This is a genomic window from Bacillus cereus group sp. RP37, from assembly GCF_040459695.1.
Taxonomy (GTDB): domain Bacteria; phylum Bacillota; class Bacilli; order Bacillales; family Bacillaceae_G; genus Bacillus_A.
The window spans coordinates 3,067,657-3,087,196 of the sequence record NZ_JARVHP010000001.1 but is presented as its reverse complement, the minus strand read 5'-3'; the positions used below and the strand labels follow the sequence as shown (position 1 = coordinate 3,087,196).

Here is a 19,540-nt window from a genome sequence, read left to right as displayed (position 1 = left end):
TGTTGATTTAATTTTCTTTATTTTGTGATTTATTAAAGCTATAAATGTTTTAATAGGGGGGAAGTAAAGTGAAATTCGTAAGTATTGAAAAAGATGAGATCCTAATTGAGAATATGGCAAAATTGTATTGTAAAGCATTTGAGAAAACAAATTTCAATGAAATAATCGAAAGAATGAAAAGACATATAGAATATACAGATTTTAAAGGTATAGTAGCAATAAATGATGAAAATGAAGTAGTTGGTTTTACTTATGGTTATCGCTCAATGGAGGGACAGTACTATAATCAATTAATGAGAGCAGTGTTAAATCTAGAGCAAGTAGACGAGTGGTTACAAGATTGTTTTGAATTTGTAGAGTTAGCAGTTCATCCACAATATCAAAATGAAGGTCTTGGAACGAGCTTACATAATGAATTACTAGAAGGGATTTCAAATAGAACGAGTGTTTTAACAACACAAATCAACAATGAAAAAGCACGTTCGTTATATGAAAGGTTGGATTGGATAGATGTATTGGAGCCATTTCTTCCAAGTAAAAATGATGTTCCATATGTAATAATGGGGAAAGCATTAAAAGCAAAAGTGAATTGATAATTATGTTATTTAAAAAAGTTGTCGGTTTGTAACAATGGAGGGGAAAACAAAAATGACGATAATATCTATAGAAAAATCTACAATTTTGGATGCTGAGAAATTAACAGAAATAATGAAAAAAACATTTGATGCAGAAGCAAAACAATGGTTATACGGCCAAGATGATGTTATTGACTATAACATCCAACCACCAGGATATTCTTCAGTTGAAATGATGAAATATTCCATCGAAGAATTGGATTCTTTCAAAATTGTAATGGATAAAGAAATAGTCGGAGGAATAATAGTTACGATTTCTGGTAAGTCGTACGGTCGAATTGATCGTATTTTTGTAGATCCTGTGTATCAAGGAAAAGGAATTGGATCACATGTTATTAAATTAATAGAAAAAGAATATCCGAACATAAAGATTTGGGATCTCGAAACATCTAGTAGACAAATTAATAATCACCATTTTTATAAAAAAATGGGCTATGAAATAATTTTTAAATCGGAAGATGAGTATTGTTACGCAAAAAGAATAAATTCAGCCTCAACCGAAGATATATTAGTTGAAAATGAAGATTTGAAAAATTATCAATACGAAAACTGTAATTTAGCAAATACAGAGTATTATCAAGTAAATTTTAAAAAAAGTTTATTTGTTAATAGCAATATAATGAATATTAATATAAGCAATTGTAATGTAAGTCAATCAAAGTTTAGAAATATAAATTTTAGAAGTTCTTCTTATTCAGATTTAAATCTTTCTGGCAGTAAATTTAATTTGGTGACTTTAGGTGGAGTTCAATTTAAAGGTACAAGTCTTGGAGATGAGAAGGAACCTATTTTATTCGATAACTGTGATTTGGAAGGTAGTACAGTACGTAATAGTAATTTGAAAAATATTGAAATAGAAAATTGTGATGTAACCGGTATGAAAATAAATGGTATTCCAATTGAAAATATGCTTGAGTTATATAATAAGGTGAAAAGTTAACTTGCAATAATTAAGTGAGGTTTAGTAGGTTAGTTGTTTATAAAATAAACATTATACCGAAATAATTGTGTAAAAATAACATAAAGAAATACGGATAAAAGGGATTTAATGAAGGGATCTAGAATATTCAATGTACTGTTATGAATATGGAGGGGCGAAAGATGGGGATCACAGTTAGAGCAGTAGAAATACAAGATGCTAGAGCAATTCACCGCATTTGTATACAGGAGGATGTTTTACCTTATATGATTTTTTTACCTAGCATGCGTGTAGACGCTATGGAAAATAGAATTCGAAACTTAGCACCAAATCAATTTGAATTTGTTGCAGAGTATGATGGAGAAGTAGTAGGTTTTGTTGGCTTAACACAAAGTCCAGGAAGAAGATCACATTCAGGTGATTTATTTATCGGCGTAGACAGTGAATATCATAATAAAGGTATTGGTAAAGCGCTTCTTACAAAAATGCTTGATTTGGCAGATAATTGGTTAATGCTAGAAAGAGTGGAACTTGGTGTATTAGAAACGAATCCGAAAGCGAAAGCTCTATATGAAAAATTTGGATTTATAGAAGAAGGAATAAAGATAGGGAATTTAAAAGCTCATGGAAAGTTTATAAATGAAATTATGATGAGTCGTTTTAGACCTGATGGTTTAATCTTATACGATAAATAAATATATTGGATTAATATAAAAAAGCATGGTGAATTGTCGCCATGCTTTTTATGTTATAAGAAGTACGAGCAACTATTAATAGTACAAACGTTAGGCATTATCTTAGAATGAAATGCATATTACTTAATAGAATTTATTTCAGGAAGAAAAATTAAAATGAGTTGGATTTTTATACTTTGTACTGAATTAGTCAAAAGTAGCTTCAGATGATATTATGCATTGATTTAAATTTATTACACCTTGAAAAACTCACTATATCATATAAGTAAATTTGAATTATATATATTTCTATACGTAGCATATGAATGCATTCAAGGAATAAGGAGTGATTGGATTGTCGACAGAGCAACCTATTCCTGGACATTTTGTAATGGATGAACAGCGTGCTATGTTGTTGCCACCAGAATTAAAGGGGGCTCCATCTGAATCCTTAACTGAGCAATTATTTATTGAACGATCTTTAACAGAAAATAGATTTTGGTTACGTATAATGAAAGAGCATGCTTTATTTCTTGGCGAAGGATTTAATCGTAACGATAAAAATTTAATTCAGCAGGTAGATCAATTTTATAATTTGTTTGATAGACATTTGCAAAAAGCGTTTACGATTCCGCAAACGGTTCAAGCGGTTAGGCAATTAAATGAAGAAAGTATTCAGCTTGTATACGCTTTTCGTAATTATAAAAGAAATTTACTTATTTTAATTATTAATTGTAAGGTGAAAGGTTTTAATTTTCCTCTTTTAGTAGATCATGTTGCTCGTGAAGCGGAATATTTTATGCGCACACTTCAAAAGTTTAATGAGGGGAAAATGGATCCTATCCAAGATGCGATTATAAGTGAGAATGTGTTTTGGTTACGGATTATGATGGAGCATTCCCGTTTTATTGCCTCGTTATTGGATCAATCGGAGAGAAACCTAGTTCATACAGCATTGAAGTTCGGGGATGATTTTGAAGTGTTATTAAATCAAGCTAGAGATGTTGAATCTATGCTATACAAAAAAGAACCGACCTATCCGATTATTGGGAAAATGAATAAAGATAGTGAAAACGCCACAGTGGAGTTAAGGAATTTCAAAAAAGCAGGATTAGAACTAATTCAAACGTGCCAAATTCGAAATGTCATTAATCCTCTTTTGGCTGATCACGTTACAAGAGAAGCGGAACATTTCCTTTTTATGATTCATGTTTTAGAACAAAGATTGAAACTAAAACAGATGGAGCAATCAACACAGCAATAAAAAGCATGACAAATCAATGTCATGCTTTTTTATTTGTTAGTTGTGATTCGGTAGTTTTGGTTGTAATAAAAATAATGCTAAACCAATAAAAATAACTGTAATACCTAGTCCTTGTTGTAAAGAAATGGTCTCATTTAAAATAAAGTACGCTAGTATACAAGTTCCAATCGTTTCTCCTAAAATGCTCATAGAGATTACAGTAGCACTCATCCATTTTAATAACCAATTAAAAATTGTTTGTCCTAAAATCGTTGCAATAAACGCTAATCCAATAAAGCACACCCAAGTTTGTGTAGAGTAGTGAATGAAAGATTCGTGTTGCATGTAAGCAAACATACCAAGAAAACAGGCACTACTTCCATAACTAATTACCGAATACGATATAAGTGATAAATCTTTACGAACATGTTGACTAATGAAAAAGTAACCGGTAATAATTCCTGCCGCAATAAGCGCTAAAATATCCCCGTATAAAGCTTCTCCGCTAATTTGCAAGTCTTGCCATCCAATGACGATACTTCCTGAAATAGCGATGAGGCAACCGATAACCGCTCCTTTCGTAAACCGCTCCTTGAATAAAAAATGACCACCAATCATTGAGAATAAAGGTTGTAATGTTACGATAACTGTGGAGCTTGCTACAGAAGTATATTGTAACGATTCAAACCATAGTACATAATGTGCAGCTAATAATAGCCCGGATATGAATCCGAATCCCCATTGTCTTCTTGTTACTGTTTTTAGCTCGTTTCGATTATTTTTATTAAATAGTAATAACGGTAACAGAATCAGTGTAGCAAAGAATAAACGGTAAAAAGCAATGATAGCCGCAGGAGCATCTGCCAATTTTACAAAAATTGCTGAAGTTGATAGGGCGAATACGCCGAAAAATAAGATGCAATATGAAAGAATAGGTGATTTCACAGTTTGTCCCTCCGATATAATGTTAATTATAATGAACTAAGTACGATATAATGTACAAAGGTAAGTATATAAGTCCCAGAGACGATAGGAAAGGATTATTTGCCTTTGTTTAGTATGTCAGCACAAAGACAATGAAACATGCAATATGATGGACGAAAGGAAGTTTTTACTATGATACATGATAGACTCGGACAAACTGTATTAAGTTATCGTAAGAAAAATAATATGACAATTCGTGAATTTGCTGATTATGCAGGGATTAGTACTTCACTAATTAGTCAAATTGAACGAGGATATGCGAATCCTTCTTTAAGCGTATTGGAATTAATTGCGAAAGCATTAAATGTACCGCTATTTACACTTTTTATTAATGAGATTGATACAGATTCACTCATTTCTAAGAAAAAAGATCGAAAAAAAGTATATCGGGAAAACAATGATCACATTGTATATGATGTATTAACACCCGATTTCATGAAAGCACGTATTGAGATGCTAATGATGGATTTAAATAAACAGGCAAACACAACGGAAAGTCACTATTCACATGAAGATAAAGAAGAGATTGCTGTTGTCATGAAAGGAGAAGTGTATGTGGAGTTAGAAGGAAAAGAATATTTTTTAGAAGAAGGTGATGTTGTACGTATTCCGCCAAATGTGAAACATCGTTTTTTGAATAAAAGTGATGAATCCAATCATATTTTATTTGTATTGACGCCATCTTTAGGATGAGTATAAAGTGATTTTTATTACGGGGGATAAAAACATGGAAAATAAAACTGTTTTAAAAGGTGGCCTTTCAATTATTTCTCAATGTAAAAAAGAAACAAATGATATTTGGCATGCACATTTCGGAGCAGCTGCAATTGCTAGTTATTTTTTCATGAAAGATTACAATGTGGGAGAAGAAATAATTCGTAGTATGTATTCTCAAATAAAAATGATGTTGAACAAGAAAAACTTAGGTGAAATCATCGATAATAAAAAAGAAATTGATTTTCAAAGTGCTGAAAAAATGATTCTAAAATCATTGGAACATACAATTGATGAACTTCATTGGGTCGGACATAATGTCATTTATGCTGCATTAAGTTTATTAGCTATGAAAGAGTTACAAAAATGGGGCGATAATCAAGCAATTGAAGGGATTACTAACCTTATATTATCGTTTCAAAAAATAATTCCTGGCAGATCGTGGATTGGTTTTACGACGAAGGAAGTAAAAAAATTAAGTATAAAAGATGAGATAGAAAGTGAATTAAGAAATCCGAAGCAATTATCTAAATTTATTTTAAACGAGCTCTCGCAATTTAATATTATTTATAGAGCGGAATCGCACCATGATTTAATAGGTCATTTACTTACTTTTTCTCATGCAATTAATATTATGTATGACTTAGGGCATAGAGATATATTCCATCGAGGGGTACGTCCACTGTTAAAACTAGTATACGTGTTACGTGCTAGTCAAAATCTTACGCCGAATGCTGAAATAACTTTACACTCACCAATAGATTGTTTACCTTTAATCGAAACTAATCGTGCTCATGTATTACCAACAGAAAAACAATTTTGGCTAAAAGACTATAGTGCATTTGATTGGGATTTCGGACATGTCTTTAAATTCTCATATAGTTATTTTGATCATATAAAGAGAGCTCCAGAATATAAAGATATAACACTAGAGAAATTTCGATTTGTTATTAATACGTAATGAAGTCTAACGATCGGTATAAAGGAGCTAAATTTAAAATTTCTTTGTTGATAGGATATTATTTTTAAAAATATGTAAGATTTTACATACGCATTTCACTTTTACTAATTATGTAAATAGGCAATACTAAAATACATACATTTTAGTATTGGAGAGAGAAGTAAAACGACATGGAATTAGTGAAATTGGAAAAAGCAATTGAAATAAAGAAAGAAGAACTTTTATTTTTAGTATCGGATTATGGAATTCAACATGAAAAAGTATTGGCTTTAAGTCAAGAAATAGACAAATTGATTAATTACTTTATGTTTTTAAAATAGGAAGAACTATGACATGATGTGAAAGTGTTATAGTTCTTTTTTATTTGGAAATTCAGATGTAAATTCTATATACTAATAATTGATAGAATATTCCGTTTTGAAGGAGGGGGAAATATGAAATTATATACGCACATTTCAGGCGAAGGGGAACCAATCGTACTTTTACATTCTGGTGGTATGACAGGTTTAGTAGAATATGAAGAGCAGGTAGCATTTTTTCGAGAACTAAATTATCAAGTCATTCGCCCTGATTTAAGAGGGCATGGAAGATCAGGAGGGACATTGGAGAAATATTTCCTACGTTCTGTAAGGGATTTACATGATACGTTAGAGCATTTACAAATTGATAGATGTCATATAGCTGGTGTTTCGCTAGGAGGATTAGTTGCTTTATTATTTGCAAAAAAATATCCAGATAAAGTGAGAACATTAACTTTTTCAGGTATCTTTCCGCTTAAGAGAGAAAATTGGGAGGAGTCTCAGGAGTATGAAGCAAATTGTCATCAACAATTAATGGGGAATGAAGAAGTTGTAACTTATATGAATCAAATTCATGAAAAAAGTGATTGGAAAGCATTGCTTGAATCGTGGCAAGTTAAAGAATGGTACCCATTTGATGAAACTGGTGACGTAGCGAATCTTCAAATACCTACACTTTGTATTGCTGGGGGAGATTCAGAAGATGAAGTTATAGCTGCTACAACGTTCAAACAATTAAACGACAATATCCATATCGCCGTTATTCCGTTTGCCGGTCATTTAGTGCATAATGATCAACCGGGAATATATTCGAATATATTGTCTAAATTCTTACAGAATGCGCAAGCTGCTAGTCGAATATAAGGACTTTTGGGTATAATAATAAAGGAATTATTAATTGTACCGGTTAGGAGCGCAGCATATATGAAAACAGTTGTTGTTATTGGTGGAGGTATAACGGGACTTTCTACTATGTTTTATTTAGAAAAATTAACAAAGGATAATAATATTGATTTAAATTTAATTCTTGTAGAAAAAGAAGAGTACTTAGGTGGTAAAATCCGTAGTGTAGAAGAAAAGGATTTTATTATGGAATCAGGAGCGGATTCTATCGTTGCTCGTAATGAGCATGTTATGCCGCTCATAAAAGATTTAAATCTAGAAGAAGAAATGGTATATAACGAAACGGGTATTTCTTATATATATTCTGATAATACTTTACATCCAATTCCTTCTGATACTATATTTGGGATACCGATGAGTGTTGAATCGTTATTTAGCAGTACGCTAGTATCAACGAAAGGGAAAATTGTTGCTTTAAAAGATTACATAACGAAAAATAAAGAGTTTACGAAAGATACATCACTTGCTGTATTTTTAGAAAGCTTCTTAGGGAAAGAGTTAGTGGAACGACAAATTGCACCTGTACTCTCAGGTGTATATTCTGGTAAATTGAATGAGCTTACGATGGCATCTACATTACCATATTTACTGGAGTATAAAAATAAATATGGAAGTATTATTAAAGGTTTTGAAGAGAATAAAAAACAATTTCAATCAGCAGGAAACAAAAAATTCGTATCATTTAAAGGTGGACTATCTACAGTTATTGATCGCTTAGAAGAAATGCTGAATGAAACCGTCATAAAAAAAGGGGTTGTAACGACAGGTGTAAGTAGACAAGTCGACCGATATGAGGTTACTTTTGCAAATCATGAAACAATACAAGCTGATTATGTTGTATTAGCAGCTCCGCATGATATCGCACAAACTTTATTACAGTCCAATGAGTTAAACGAGCAGTTTCATACATTTAAAAATTCATCACTTATAAGTATTTACTTAGGTTTTGATATACTAGACGAACAACTACCAGCTGACGGTACAGGGTTTATCGTAACGGAAAATAGTGATTTACATTGTGACGCTTGTACATGGACAAGTCGAAAGTGGAAACATACATCTGGTAAACAAAAGCTTTTAGTAAGAATGTTTTATAAAAGTACAAACTCTATATATGAAACGATTAAAAATTATAGTGAAGAAGAATTAGTACGAGTAGCTTTATATGATATTGAAAAGAGTCTCGGAATTAAAGGGAAACCAGAAGTAGTTGAAGTTACAAATTGGAAAGATTTAATGCCGAAATATCATTTAGAACATAACCAAGCGGTTCAAACATTACAAGAAAAAATGACGAATCTTTATCCTAATGTATATTTAGCGGGTGCTTCCTATTACGGTGTCGGAATTGGTGCGTGTATTGGAAATGGAAAGAACACTGCAAATGAAATCATTGCAACATTAAATGAATCGTCAAACTAATATAGAATACATATATAAATAAAATGTCCCTCCAGTATAATGAAGGGACATTTTATTTATATTTATCCCGCTATTTGCGGGCAGTAAGACCCCCATCTCAAAATACAGCAGAAGCAAAGAAGTTAGGTAGGGGATCAACTGTTCGTAAAAGCCTGATTAGTTGAACTTTATCTCACTTGAATTGAGACCTTTTTATTTGTTGTATTATTCTCGGTAATCGTTAATGTTATGTTTCCGGATTCTTTAAATGAATATGATGAGAGTTGATAAAGCTCTTTTATATTATGTTTCTCTTTTAATTTATTGGTAGGAATTAATGTTATGTTCGGTTTCCATGTTTCTTGTTTACCTGAAGGATAGATTACTAGTATTTCTGGATTATTTAATTGCATTGCTTCCCAAGAGGCAAAATGTAGTTCAACTTCTGTATCTTTTTTTAGTAATTCTTCTGAGAAATATCCAAGCTGTCCAACATTACCGAAAACAGTAAAGTTTTGATTTTGCAATGTGATATCTAAATGTTTAGGTTGATATGTTGCTGCGTGATAGATTCCATATGAAAGAGAAAGAGTGGCAGAAATTAACATGCCGATTGAAAATGTCTTAAAGCTATTGCCTGTAAAACTAGTCATCATGAATGAGTTTGGAGCGAATTTTTTTGCAAATAAAAAAATGAGTAATATGAGTAAGAGGGATAAGCCGATGAATATATACATAGAAAATATACACCTCCACAATAAAATAATTAATTATCTATATTTTACCATAAATGTATGGAGTAGGGTGTTATTTTAGAAGGGAAAAGTGAGCATGGAATCGAAATGATAAGACATATTATTTTGAGTGGTGCGGTGAAAATGAAAATAATCCAATTAATTTTTAAAAATGAAGGTGAAAACCGGACAATAGGAGGGAATGTTATTGTTACGTACTGTTGAAGCAACGCAAAAAGTATTTGACGAATGGGCAAAAACTTACGATGAAAATTTCAAGAAGCAACAGGTACGTTATATGGATATAACAATAGTTTAATTGAAGCGAAAGAAATGATTCAATTATATAAGAGGGGAAAAATTATTGATATTGGAATTGGAACAGGTGCATTTGCTTCATTAGTGAGTGAAAATAATGGGAGGGTAATAGGGGTGGATGTATCGGAAAAGATGTTAGAAACATGTAAAGAAAAATATCCAACGTATCATTTAGAGGTAGGATCATTTACGAATACGAATCAAGAAGATGAAGCTTTTGATATAGTTATTTCAAGTTTTTGTTTTCATGAGGTGTTACCTTCAGAGAGAAAGAAAGCTTGTGAAGAGGTGTATAGAATAGTACGGAAAGAGGGGGAATTTCTTCTCTTGGATATTATGTTCGTATCTCATTTTGCATGAAATGAAGCGAGAGAACGAATTGGGAGGAAATGCGATAGTGCAGAAGTATATCCTTTTGTGAATGAGTTAGATACACTACTTAGAGAAACTGGTTTTTCAAGTGTAAACTGGAGACAAACAGCCCCATGTCATTGGGCATTAGTTGCATATAAATAGAAAATAAAGAGATGATCAAACTACTATGATCATCTCTTTATTTTTCTAATCATGTAAAAGTAAGAAGGGTTACTCTTAGTTCGTATTGAATTAAGAGGATAGGCTTCTCTAGAAATATTTGATTAATGGGACATTGAGGACTTTCCTAATTATAAATATTTTTTCTGCTATAATGAATGAGTAGAAAGAAAGGAGTGATCCTGTGGCATTTCCTATATTAGAAACAGAACGTTTGCGTTTAGTTGAAATAGAACAATCTTATTGTCAAAAAATATATGAAATTTTTTCATTGGATGAGGTAACATGTTATTACGGCATGAATTCTTTTACGGAGTTTGGACAAGCTTCACGTATGATTGAATCTTTTTCAAAAAATTATTTCGAGAAAAAGGCAATACGATGGGGGATAGTATTAAAAGAAACTAACACTTTAATAGGTACAATTGGATTAAATAATTTACAATTATGGAGTAAACGATCTGAAATTGGATATGACTTACATCCTCGTTATTGGGGAAATGGCTATGCTTCAGAAGCGGCTCAAGAAATTATTCATTATGGATTTCAAGATTTAGGCTTATTTAGAATTGGAGCTATTACATACCCTGAAAATATTACTTCTTGTAAAATGTTATCTAAAATAGGCTTTCATAAGGAAGGATTATTACGTGGATATATTCATCAAGGAAATAAGCAACATGATGCACTACTGTATTCTATCATTCGAACGGATGTAGAGGATACAAATTTATAATAAAAAACCCCTCTTTTATAAGAGGGGTTAAGTAAAAATTAACCTAATTTAGGTAATAAACGTTCTCCGCTTTTCATGCTACTTTTACATAAAGGGCATTTAGGCTCTTCTTCAAATGAAAAGTTCTTTCTCATCCATCCTAAACAATCCTCTGCTTCACATTCCCAGACAGGGGTTTGTTCTGGTGGTACTTCTGCTACATCGTTCTTTCGATTGCGATACATATAACCACTCCTTTTATGTAAAAAATTTTAGTTATATATTAAAAAGGTTGTTAACCAAGCTGGTAACAACCTTTTTATTGTTTAAATTATAGCTTTACAACGTTTTTAGCTTGAGGTCCACGGTTACCGTCTTCAACTTCGAAGCTAACTTCTTGACCTTCGTCAAGAGATTTGAAGCCGTCGCCAGTGATAGCTGAGAAGTGAACGAATACGTCGTTACCGTCTGCAACTTCGATGAAACCGAAACCTTTTTCGCTGTTAAACCATTTTACTTTACCTGTTAATGTCATGGTAATGCCTCCTAAAATTTAAAAAGATTACAATATGATCGGCCTTATTTGAATGAAAAATAAAAGTTCACATATTATCAAAAACCAATAAGGCATACAAAATGTTCCTGATTGATACTTGATAATATGCAAAGTAAATATAGTGTTAAATTGACCTTAATTACTATCTTACAACAAATGGTGGGAAATAGCAAGTGCTGGTAATACCAGTGTGCAATAAGATGGGAAAAATGGTAAAAGTCACAAAGACATCTCTTTTATTTATATATTATTCCTAATTTTGGTTTATGCTAAACTGAGAACATTTTTATTGGAGATTTGTATTAGGAAAACGATTTATAGTATAAGAATAGTGTTGAAGTATTTGTTAAGGAGGCGAGAATATTGCAAAATAAACAATTTAAAATAATTGAAGCAACCAAAGAGGGAAGAAGAAAAGTTCATCCAGTATTGGCTGTTATACTTACAATTGTATTTTTATCTTTAGGTGAATTGTTTATGTTATTTATGCTGTTTTTACCGAAAGCAGAAACACTTTTATTGAAGGCAATTTATAGTGATATTGAGATGATATTGACATTTGGCGGAGCTATATTTTTTGTTTTTTTATGGATTAGATTTGTAGAGAAAAGATCAATTTCATCCATTGGATTTTGGAGAAATCAGTGGATAAGAAAATATTTGAGAGGTGCATTAATAGGTTTTGTTTTCATTTCAATACCAGTCATGCTACTTTTAGTAACAGGAATTGTACAACTACAAATGCAACAAATTACACCAACCGTTATACTTGGAATTGTGGGGTCTTTAGTTGCTTTTTTAATACAAGGTGCAACAGAAGAAATTGTTGTTCGAGGTTGGTTATTTCCAGTCCTTTCTGTTAGAAGCCGTATATGGATCGGGATTGTTGTTACTTCTTTTTTATTTGGTTTTCTTCATTTGTTAAATCCAGGTATTACAATTCTTTCGATATCGAATATAATATTAGTTGGTGTATTTGCAGCTTTTTACGTTTTGAAAGACAGTAGTCTTTGGGGGATATGCGCATGGCATTCCATTTGGAATTGGGCACAATATAATGTATTCGGTTTTGCGGTTAGTGGAATGGAAATGTATTCTACACCAATTTTTAGACCTGTAACAAACGGATCGGAACTCTTTCATGGAGGCTCATTCGGAATTGAGGGTAGTATCATTACAACAATCATGCTTTCTATCGCTTCAATTGTTTTATGGAGACAGTTATGGGGGAGAAAAGCGAAACAACGAGATTTTAGTTAATGAAAGTGGGAGAAACTATGGGGATTATAGCGTTTGAGGGAGCGAGCGCGGTTGGTAAGAGCACAACGTGTCGTGAGTTAGAAAAGAATTATGGTGCTTATATTATACCAGAAGTGAATTTTTTATTTGAAAGACCAAAAAATGAACATAGAACATGGTATTTTGAAAAACAAGTAGAGCGCTGGAAAATAGCAATGCAGAAGTCAGAGCAATATGAAATAGTAATACTTGATGGCGACATTTATCAACCACTTAGTTATAATTGGTGTTTCCATTTTGAAATATTTGATCAGCCATTATCTTCAATAGAAAACTTTTATAAAGAAAAGCTGATACATAGAGAAATTGGTTTTCCTGATCAATATTTTTATTTATATACGAATGATGAAGAACTTAGAGAACGGAAAGAATCTGATGAGACGAGAAGAAGAAGAAACTTTGAAAAGCATTTACATATATCAAAACAACTTCAGCGTTATTATGAAAATTTAAATACCGTTACAGACGGGTACTGTAAATTAATTGAGGCAAAAAGTGTAAAGTCGAATGAATTAGAAATTGTGAAAAGTTTAAACAGTTTACATGTGTGTGAAGACAGACGTTTTGATGTTTCGAGATTAGATACGATTACGAAGTGGTTAAAAGAAAATCGCGCATAAAAAGAACGAGTACCTGTAAGGTACTCGTTCTTTTTATGCATATTGAATATGTAAGTTCGTTTTATAAATTGTTTTTAAAATTTGTAAGTTTGCTTGTTCATTTTTCTGAATAGCATTTTTATATTTAGGTAAGAAGAGTTGAGAAGGATAAACTGGGAGTTCACCGCAAATATCAATACCATAGATAGATTTATTCATAATAAGAGAATGAATAAATTGTAAAAGTATAGATAGCTTCATATGCCCTTGATCCCAATTTGTAATAGTGACTTTTGGATCTAAAACATCTTTATCAATGCTTACATATATTGTTTCTGTATGAATATGTGAAAGTATTGTATGTATCGATACTTCATGTGAGATATCAATTGGAAAAACTTCTACGTATGAACAATCATTAGAATGAATTGTTAGAGAAGAAGGTCCGATAATAATTACTTTCTTTAAATTACCATTATTTCGAAGAGAAAATGATACCCAAGATCCGCAGGAAATAAGAGTCTGTTCATTTGCTTCCTTTAAGTTCATATCAGTATGATGATCAAATAGTATAAGGGTAAAAGGTTTGTCTATTTCTTCTAGTAATAAATAAGATACATAATGATAATTTCCAGAACCTATAAAAGTAACTCCCTTTTTCTTTCTACGATTTAATGCCCTTTTTATATGCATTAAAGAGGGATTTTCGCAATATAGATTTGAGTGTTCTAAATGAGTAAAATCAATATCTTCATGTGAATAAGAATGTAGTTTATTTTGTAATAAATATGTATCATCAAAGTTTAAAAAAGTTAAACCGTTATGTAATAAACTCATATTTATTCATCTCCTTTAAATATAAGGCTATCATTTATTTTTATAAAATTAAAATGAAATGCTTTGAGGTGAAGTTGCATTTGAAAAAGACGGTGTTTTTTAACAGAATAATCTTTCAATTTATAAAAGAAAGAAATATAATATGAGGAAATACATATGTGGTTTAGGGAATAGAAAATATGAAATGAGATATGCGGGAGGAAACAAGCAAGATGAAAACATTCTTTAAAATAATTGGAATTATAGCTGGTATGGCGGTAATCGGTGTAGGTATAACGTATGGTATGCTGTATTATTTGAATAATAGTAAACCAGTTGCGAAAAAGGCATCACCAGCCGCTCCGGCAGTAGAAGTATTAGCTGATAGTAATGTAAAAGCTGAAGATGCAAAGGTTTTGGAAAATGGCAATCATTCATTGCCGAATAGCGGCTTTAATAAAAATTTTAAATGGACAGATGAGAACATACAAACAGCATTACATGAAATGGCACATCAAAAAACGAAAGCTGATCAAAAGTGGGGCTATATTTTTATTACACAAGAACGTATTGAAAGTTTACTTGATATTGTAAAGAGCAATGATCTTGTGCAAGGAAATACATATGCAGATATTTTAGAGAGATGGAAACAAGGAAAATATGAAAAAATTGATGCGGATCACAATAAGATTTGGAAATTACAAAGCGGGAATTTAGGCGAAGGAAAAGGGGTAATGTCAGAAGTGGAACAAAAAGAGTTAATTAATCAAGTGTTTATGCAAAAAGGTACATATTCGGGTAGTCAATTAATTGCAGGTGGGGGACAGACTAATAAATAAGGTAATAGTAGAAGAGAGTAAGTGCTTATTAGGCAGTTACTCTTTTTTTGTGCACTTTTTAGTCGTCCTCTAGTAAGGAAAGAAACGATTGTAAAACGGGTGAAATCCATCTAGATCTATGATAGATTACATGACTTTGGATAACATCTGGAGTTTCGATAGGGTGAAATCGTATTTGTTCCTTTTGGCAATTTTCTTGTACGACGATATAAGGAAGAATTGAAATTCCTAACTCACATATAACGGATTGTTTAATGACTTCAACGTTGGAAGTTTCAAATGTTTTCTCTGGAATATTCCCGCTTTGACGTAAAAAACGATCTACCATCGGTCTATAGCCGCAGCTTTGTTCAGTAAAAATAAACTGGGTGTCCTGTAATAAATGAAATGGATTAGTATGTATGGGGGAATGAATAGGTAAAATCCATCCAAATGCTTCATTACTAAAAGTACGCGTAATAAAATCATTATGTTCTACACTTTCTCCAATTATGAAGACAACATCTGTTTCTCCTTCACGTAATTTTTGTAATGCTTGTTCATTTGTGCTTGTTTCAAGTACGATATTTACTTTCGGATTTTTCTGTTTGTAAGTACGTAATAATTGTGGTAAACGATATACTGCTAATGATTCGTTAGATGTAATACTCAATGTACCTTCTAAATGATCGGTATTTTGAGGGATTTCTTGCGCTTTTTCATAAATAGCAAGTAATTCTAAAGCATAAGGATGAAATTGATTATAGCTTCCTAGTTTTTGTTTTATAATTGCTTGCTTTATTTCAGCCATATCTGATTTGAAAGACAGTAAAAAACATCAAGAATGAATAAAGTTTATTTGGTACGATATGGATAAATTAAATAAGGGGGAATTAGATGTATCAAGTAAAGGGGTATTTTTCATCGTTAAAAGGAAGTCCTTATGAAATCGGTAAGCAACAAGGGGAATTTGTGAAACAACATCCTTATCTCATTCCGCAATTTATACAGAAAGAAAACTTAATATCGCACCACCATTGGACAGAATCTAGGAATATATTACATAAATATTGTCCAGGAATTAATGAAGAGATTGAAGGGTTTTGTGAAGTTTTAAAAATTCCATCTGAAAATATGATGTATTACTATCAAACATTATTAAAAGCAGGTTGTAGCCATTGTGCCGTTTTACCTAAAAAGACAGATTTAAAGCATACTTATGTATTAAGAAACTATGATTTGTCACCAGTAATAGATGATATGCGCTTTTGTTCGACTCATGTTGAAGGTGCATATGCACATAGTGGCTTTTCTACTCAATATTTTGGCCGAACGGAAGGAGTTAACGAGCATGGATTATCTGTTACATTTTCAGCATGTGGCCAACCGGTAGGAAATATTGCGGGTTTAAGAAAGCCAGCGGTAAGTGGTTTACAATGTTTTGCGGTCATTAGAGTATTATTGGAGAAATGCAAAAATGTGCAGGAGGCTAAGTCACTAATAGAAGACATACCAATTGCTAGTAATATTAATCTAATAGTAGCGGATCCTTTAGATGCAGCACGTATTGAAATATTTGACGGATATAAATCAATAATCACAATTGATGAGGAAAGCCAAGATTTTATAATATCAACAAACCATGCGGTCAGTTTACCTATTCAAAAATTGAATAATAGGAGATTAGAACAATCTACAAACAGATATCACACATTGTATGAACATTTAAATCGAAATGAACAAGTGAGTATGGAGTCTTTAAAAGGATTAGTAGAAAAAGAATATCCAGCCGGGCTGTCTGTGCATAATTATGAAGAATGGTTTGGAACTTTACATTCTGTATTATTTGATTTACATGAATGCACAATGAACATTTGTTTCGGATCACCGCTGTTAAATGACTGGTACTCGTTGGAGGTTGGAGGGAGTCTTCCTTTTTCAGAGGTGAATGTAAACTTCGAAAATAAAACGTATACTGATTTTTGGAGAGAAGAGAATAATAAATTGATTCCAAAAGGATAAATGGGATAAGATGGTAGTAACGAAGGGGTTATTTATACTGGAGGGATTACCGATGCTAAAAATTTTGTTAACGATTGTTCTTATCATTTTTCTAGCCGTTTCCATGTATATTGCGTATCAAAAAAGAAAAAAAGCAGAAATAAAAGGATTGAAGAGTGCATTAACTTCAATTTGTTTCTTTTCACTTACAATTTTTAATTTGTTTGCATACTGGTTTCATTTTGGCGGTATTTTGACAGTGTTATTTTCAATTGTATTATTGTTAGTCGGGGCTTATTTTACAAAGTATATTCCAATTTCCAAAAAGGTACACTAAAATTTATAGGTAATACTTTATTTCATTATGAAAAGAGATTATTCTACTAGGTCGTTATGAAACGACTTCATAGGATAATCTCTTTTGTTCGTTTAATTTTGTAAAGAATGCACGGTTAGTTTCAATTGCTTAATGAATTCTCGAGTTGCAGCGCACATATATTTATCTTTGCGATAAATAAGTCCTATATCTATAGTTGGAGTAGGATTTTCTATTTTAATAGCTTGAATATTTTCATTTTGTAAAAAGTCTATATACGGTTTGGGTAATACTGTAATTCCCATTCCTTTTGAGACCATTTGGATTAAAGATTCCATCGTACTAATTTCTAAAATTGGTTTTGGTTTAAAGTTGAATTTTTGACAATGAGATGTAATTAATTCAGTTAAATAGAAATTTTTAGGTAAAAGAATTAAAGGGTAGTTCTGTAATTCAGCGATAGATACATGGTCATGTTCAGTTAATTGATGACCGGTTGGTACGACTAATGTAAGTTCACTTTTGTATAGGGGGATAGAAATAATCTCTTTATCGTGCACCGGGAGAAAAGTAATGCCGATATCTAGTTCGTTTTGTAATAATTTTTCACGAATATCTCCTGTACGAAGCCCTAATACAGAAAGTTCTATATTGGGATATAAACTATTGAAATTTAAAATAGCTGGTGGTAATAAATAATTCACGACGGTTAACAATGATCCTATTGTTAACGAACCTTGCTGTAATCCGTTTAAGTCTTGAATAGCAGAACGTGCTTGTTCGACTTCATGAAAAATGGTTGTACTATGTAATAATAAAATCCTTCCTGCGTCAGTTAAAGATATTTTTTTACCAATGCGATCGAAAAGAGGCATTCCTACTTCATGTTCTAATGCACGTATTTGTTGACTTAGTGAAGGCTGTGAAATATTTAATCTCTCAGCTGCTTTTGTGAAATGTAATTCTTTTGAAACAGCTAAAAAATATTCAAGTTGTCGTAATTCGATTGGGATCACCTCAAGTTTAATGATAGGTTATACCTATCATTATTATATAAATAATTGGATTGAACAATGGTTTTGTGGAGCTTATAATCATTTTATTAGAGAGGAATTGAAGAGCATTTGAAGTAAGGATAGATAAGTATTGGAGCAAGGATATTTGACAGCTATTACATTTTCTGACCTTTTGTCATTTTTAAAAAATAGACAGAGAGTTTGAAAGGATAGATTAATTTTTTGCAAAATTGTGGGTAAGTAAGAGGAGCGATTAAGGTGAATAAAGTATATGAGGTACTATCTTTAAATATAGGATTGCCTAAAGAAGTTATGTACGGAGGTAAGTTAATTCAAACAGGTATTAACAAAGTGGAAACAAAGGAGCCTATATTTTTATCTTTTTTAAAATTTAAAGGTGATGGTCAGGCGGATTTGGTTCATCATGGTGGAGTAGACAAAGCGGTTTGTGTGTATTCGGGAGAACATTATGGATATTGGGAAAAAGAGTTGAATCAAGACCTTGTATATGGAGCATTCGGAGAAAATATAACAATTAGTGATATGTGCGAAGAGGATGTTTGTATTGGTGATACATTTCAAATTGGAGAAGCAATTGTACAAGTAACGCAGCCGAGACAACCTTGTTTTAAATTAGCTAAGAAATACAATATTCCAAAGTTACCACTATATTTTCAAGAAACAGGATATACAGGGTTTTATTTTCGCGTATTAAAAGAAGGATGGGTATCACCTGCTGATACGTTAAAATTACTGAAGTCTGATCCAAAAGGTGTTACGGTAGCATTTGCTAATCGTATCATGCATAAGGAAAAACAAAATTTGGAAGGGCTAAAAAGGATCTTAGAAGTACATGCACTTTCTACTAGTTGGAGAAATACGTTTGAAAAACGAATGAGAGGAGAAGAAATTAATACAAAGGAGAGACTAGAAGGAAAAAAATAATAAAAAATATTTTTTTATAAATGGTGCATTTCTATTAGTAAAAAAGAAGTAGAACGCACTATTTTTATATAATAAACTTATTAATATTCAAAAATCTTAATATCGCTTTATTCGACTTACTTCCGAATAGTCAAAACATA

23 protein-coding genes and 1 pseudogene are annotated in these 19,540 nt (G+C 31.8%); 17 read left to right on the top strand and 7 right to left on the bottom strand.

The genetic code is table 11. The features are described from left to right. Window positions 1–68 precede the first annotated feature (68 nt). From QCI44_RS16425 to QCI44_RS16410, 4 genes are all read left to right on the top strand, one after another. Window positions 69–593: a GNAT family N-acetyltransferase gene (locus QCI44_RS16425; protein ID WP_088084207.1), complete on the top strand. Its 525-nt coding sequence runs from the start codon at window positions 69–71 to the stop codon at window positions 591–593. Window positions 594–648: 55 nt separating this feature from the next. Then, window positions 649–1,575 carry a GNAT family N-acetyltransferase gene (locus tag QCI44_RS16420; protein WP_016087921.1) on the top strand — a complete coding sequence of 309 codons (927 nt, stop codon included), beginning with the start codon at window positions 649–651 and terminating at the stop codon, window positions 1,573–1,575. Window positions 1,576–1,736: 161 nt separating this feature from the next. Beyond that, window positions 1,737–2,249, top strand: coding sequence for a GNAT family N-acetyltransferase (locus tag QCI44_RS16415; RefSeq protein ID WP_353811342.1), 513 nt, complete (start codon window positions 1,737–1,739; stop codon window positions 2,247–2,249). Window positions 2,250–2,583: 334 nt separating this feature from the next. Next, window positions 2,584–3,492, top strand: coding sequence for a DUF2935 domain-containing protein (locus QCI44_RS16410; RefSeq protein WP_016087919.1), 909 nt, complete (start codon window positions 2,584–2,586; stop codon window positions 3,490–3,492). A gap of 36 nt (window positions 3,493–3,528) precedes the next feature. Here QCI44_RS16410 and QCI44_RS16405 read toward each other — a convergent pair whose 3' ends face one another. Continuing rightward, on the bottom strand, window positions 3,529–4,416 hold the full coding sequence (locus QCI44_RS16405; protein ID WP_353811341.1) for a DMT family transporter: 888 nt from the start codon (window positions 4,414–4,416) through the stop codon (window positions 3,529–3,531). 138 nt (window positions 4,417–4,554) lie between these two features. Between QCI44_RS16405 and QCI44_RS16400 the strand changes: the two genes are divergently transcribed. From QCI44_RS16400 to QCI44_RS16380, 5 genes are all read left to right on the top strand, one after another. Then, the gene (locus QCI44_RS16400) at window positions 4,555–5,148 is read left to right on the top strand and encodes a helix-turn-helix domain-containing protein (RefSeq protein WP_307845686.1); all 594 of its coding nucleotides are present in this window, start codon (window positions 4,555–4,557) and stop codon (window positions 5,146–5,148) included. Between the two features lie 34 nt (window positions 5,149–5,182). Beyond that, window positions 5,183–6,130 (top strand): hypothetical protein, encoded by a 948-nt coding sequence (locus tag QCI44_RS16395; RefSeq protein WP_353811340.1) that lies wholly within the window; start codon window positions 5,183–5,185, stop codon window positions 6,128–6,130. A gap of 170 nt (window positions 6,131–6,300) precedes the next feature. Further along, complete coding sequence (locus tag QCI44_RS16390; RefSeq protein WP_016087914.1) at window positions 6,301–6,450, top strand: aspartyl-phosphate phosphatase Spo0E family protein; 150 nt, start codon at window positions 6,301–6,303, stop codon at window positions 6,448–6,450. A gap of 114 nt (window positions 6,451–6,564) precedes the next feature. Further along, on the top strand, window positions 6,565–7,293 hold the full coding sequence (locus tag QCI44_RS16385) for an alpha/beta fold hydrolase (protein WP_098485717.1): 729 nt from the start codon (window positions 6,565–6,567) through the stop codon (window positions 7,291–7,293). 60 nt (window positions 7,294–7,353) lie between these two features. Then, window positions 7,354–8,754 carry a protoporphyrinogen oxidase gene (locus tag QCI44_RS16380; protein WP_016087912.1) on the top strand — a complete coding sequence of 467 codons (1,401 nt, stop codon included), beginning with the start codon at window positions 7,354–7,356 and terminating at the stop codon, window positions 8,752–8,754. Window positions 8,755–8,921: 167 nt separating this feature from the next. On the opposite strand, the gene QCI44_RS16375 is transcribed toward QCI44_RS16380, so the two are convergent. Next, window positions 8,922–9,470, bottom strand: a complete 549-nt coding sequence (locus tag QCI44_RS16375; protein ID WP_016087911.1) for a hypothetical protein — start codon at window positions 9,468–9,470, stop codon at window positions 8,922–8,924. Window positions 9,471–9,800: 330 nt separating this feature from the next. Here QCI44_RS16375 and QCI44_RS16370 point away from each other — a divergent pair, with 330 nt between their 5' ends. Then, complete coding sequence (locus QCI44_RS16370; protein WP_016087908.1) at window positions 9,801–10,145, top strand: class I SAM-dependent methyltransferase; 345 nt, start codon at window positions 9,801–9,803, stop codon at window positions 10,143–10,145. A 358-nt stretch (window positions 10,146–10,503) separates the two neighbouring features. Then, a complete protein-coding gene (locus QCI44_RS16365) occupies window positions 10,504–11,055 on the top strand; it encodes a GNAT family N-acetyltransferase (protein WP_353811339.1) in 552 nt (183 codons plus the stop codon). Window positions 11,056–11,093: 38 nt separating this feature from the next. Here QCI44_RS16365 and QCI44_RS16360 read toward each other — a convergent pair whose 3' ends face one another. After that, window positions 11,094–11,279, bottom strand: a complete 186-nt coding sequence (locus QCI44_RS16360; RefSeq protein WP_000286198.1) for a cold-shock protein — start codon at window positions 11,277–11,279, stop codon at window positions 11,094–11,096. A gap of 86 nt (window positions 11,280–11,365) precedes the next feature. Further along, on the bottom strand, window positions 11,366–11,569 hold the full coding sequence (gene cspD / locus QCI44_RS16355; protein ID WP_000176365.1) for a cold-shock protein CspD: 204 nt from the start codon (window positions 11,567–11,569) through the stop codon (window positions 11,366–11,368). 384 nt (window positions 11,570–11,953) lie between these two features. On the opposite strand from cspD, the gene QCI44_RS16350 reads away from it, so the two are divergent. Then, window positions 11,954–12,850 (top strand): CPBP family intramembrane glutamic endopeptidase, encoded by an 897-nt coding sequence (locus QCI44_RS16350; RefSeq protein WP_353811338.1) that lies wholly within the window; start codon window positions 11,954–11,956, stop codon window positions 12,848–12,850. Beyond that, the gene (locus tag QCI44_RS16345) at window positions 12,850–13,509 is read left to right on the top strand and encodes an AAA family ATPase (protein WP_353811337.1); all 660 of its coding nucleotides are present in this window, start codon (window positions 12,850–12,852) and stop codon (window positions 13,507–13,509) included. The genes QCI44_RS16350 and QCI44_RS16345 overlap by 1 nt, the downstream gene beginning before the upstream one ends. Window positions 13,510–13,542: 33 nt before the next feature. Here the strand turns inward: QCI44_RS16345 and QCI44_RS16340 are convergent, their stop codons facing one another. Next, window positions 13,543–14,325 (bottom strand): arginase family protein, encoded by a 783-nt coding sequence (locus tag QCI44_RS16340; protein WP_001990410.1) that lies wholly within the window; start codon window positions 14,323–14,325, stop codon window positions 13,543–13,545. Window positions 14,326–14,537: 212 nt separating this feature from the next. Between QCI44_RS16340 and QCI44_RS16335 the strand changes: the two genes are divergently transcribed. Further along, window positions 14,538–15,143, top strand: a complete 606-nt coding sequence (locus QCI44_RS16335; protein ID WP_353811336.1) for a PRK06770 family protein — start codon at window positions 14,538–14,540, stop codon at window positions 15,141–15,143. Between the two features lie 58 nt (window positions 15,144–15,201). On the opposite strand, the pseudogene QCI44_RS16330 reads toward QCI44_RS16335, so the two are convergent. After that, a pseudogene (locus tag QCI44_RS16330) lies at window positions 15,202–15,885 on the bottom strand (LysR family transcriptional regulator substrate-binding protein); the annotation flags it as partial. Between the two features lie 134 nt (window positions 15,886–16,019). Between QCI44_RS16330 and QCI44_RS16325 the strand changes: the two are divergent. Further along, the gene (locus tag QCI44_RS16325; RefSeq protein ID WP_353811335.1) at window positions 16,020–17,144 is read left to right on the top strand and encodes a C45 family autoproteolytic acyltransferase/hydrolase; all 1,125 of its coding nucleotides are present in this window, start codon (window positions 16,020–16,022) and stop codon (window positions 17,142–17,144) included. Window positions 17,145–17,196: 52 nt separating this feature from the next. Then, window positions 17,197–17,460 (top strand): hypothetical protein, encoded by a 264-nt coding sequence (locus tag QCI44_RS16320; protein WP_033660068.1) that lies wholly within the window; start codon window positions 17,197–17,199, stop codon window positions 17,458–17,460. 92 nt (window positions 17,461–17,552) lie between these two features. On the opposite strand, the gene QCI44_RS16315 is transcribed toward QCI44_RS16320, so the two are convergent. Then, on the bottom strand, window positions 17,553–18,455 hold the full coding sequence (locus QCI44_RS16315; RefSeq protein ID WP_353811334.1) for a LysR family transcriptional regulator: 903 nt from the start codon (window positions 18,453–18,455) through the stop codon (window positions 17,553–17,555). Window positions 18,456–18,767: 312 nt separating this feature from the next. Here QCI44_RS16315 and QCI44_RS16310 point away from each other — a divergent pair, with 312 nt between their 5' ends. Next, the gene (locus tag QCI44_RS16310; RefSeq protein ID WP_048894659.1) at window positions 18,768–19,400 is read left to right on the top strand and encodes an MOSC domain-containing protein; all 633 of its coding nucleotides are present in this window, start codon (window positions 18,768–18,770) and stop codon (window positions 19,398–19,400) included. Window positions 19,401–19,540 lie beyond the last annotated feature (140 nt).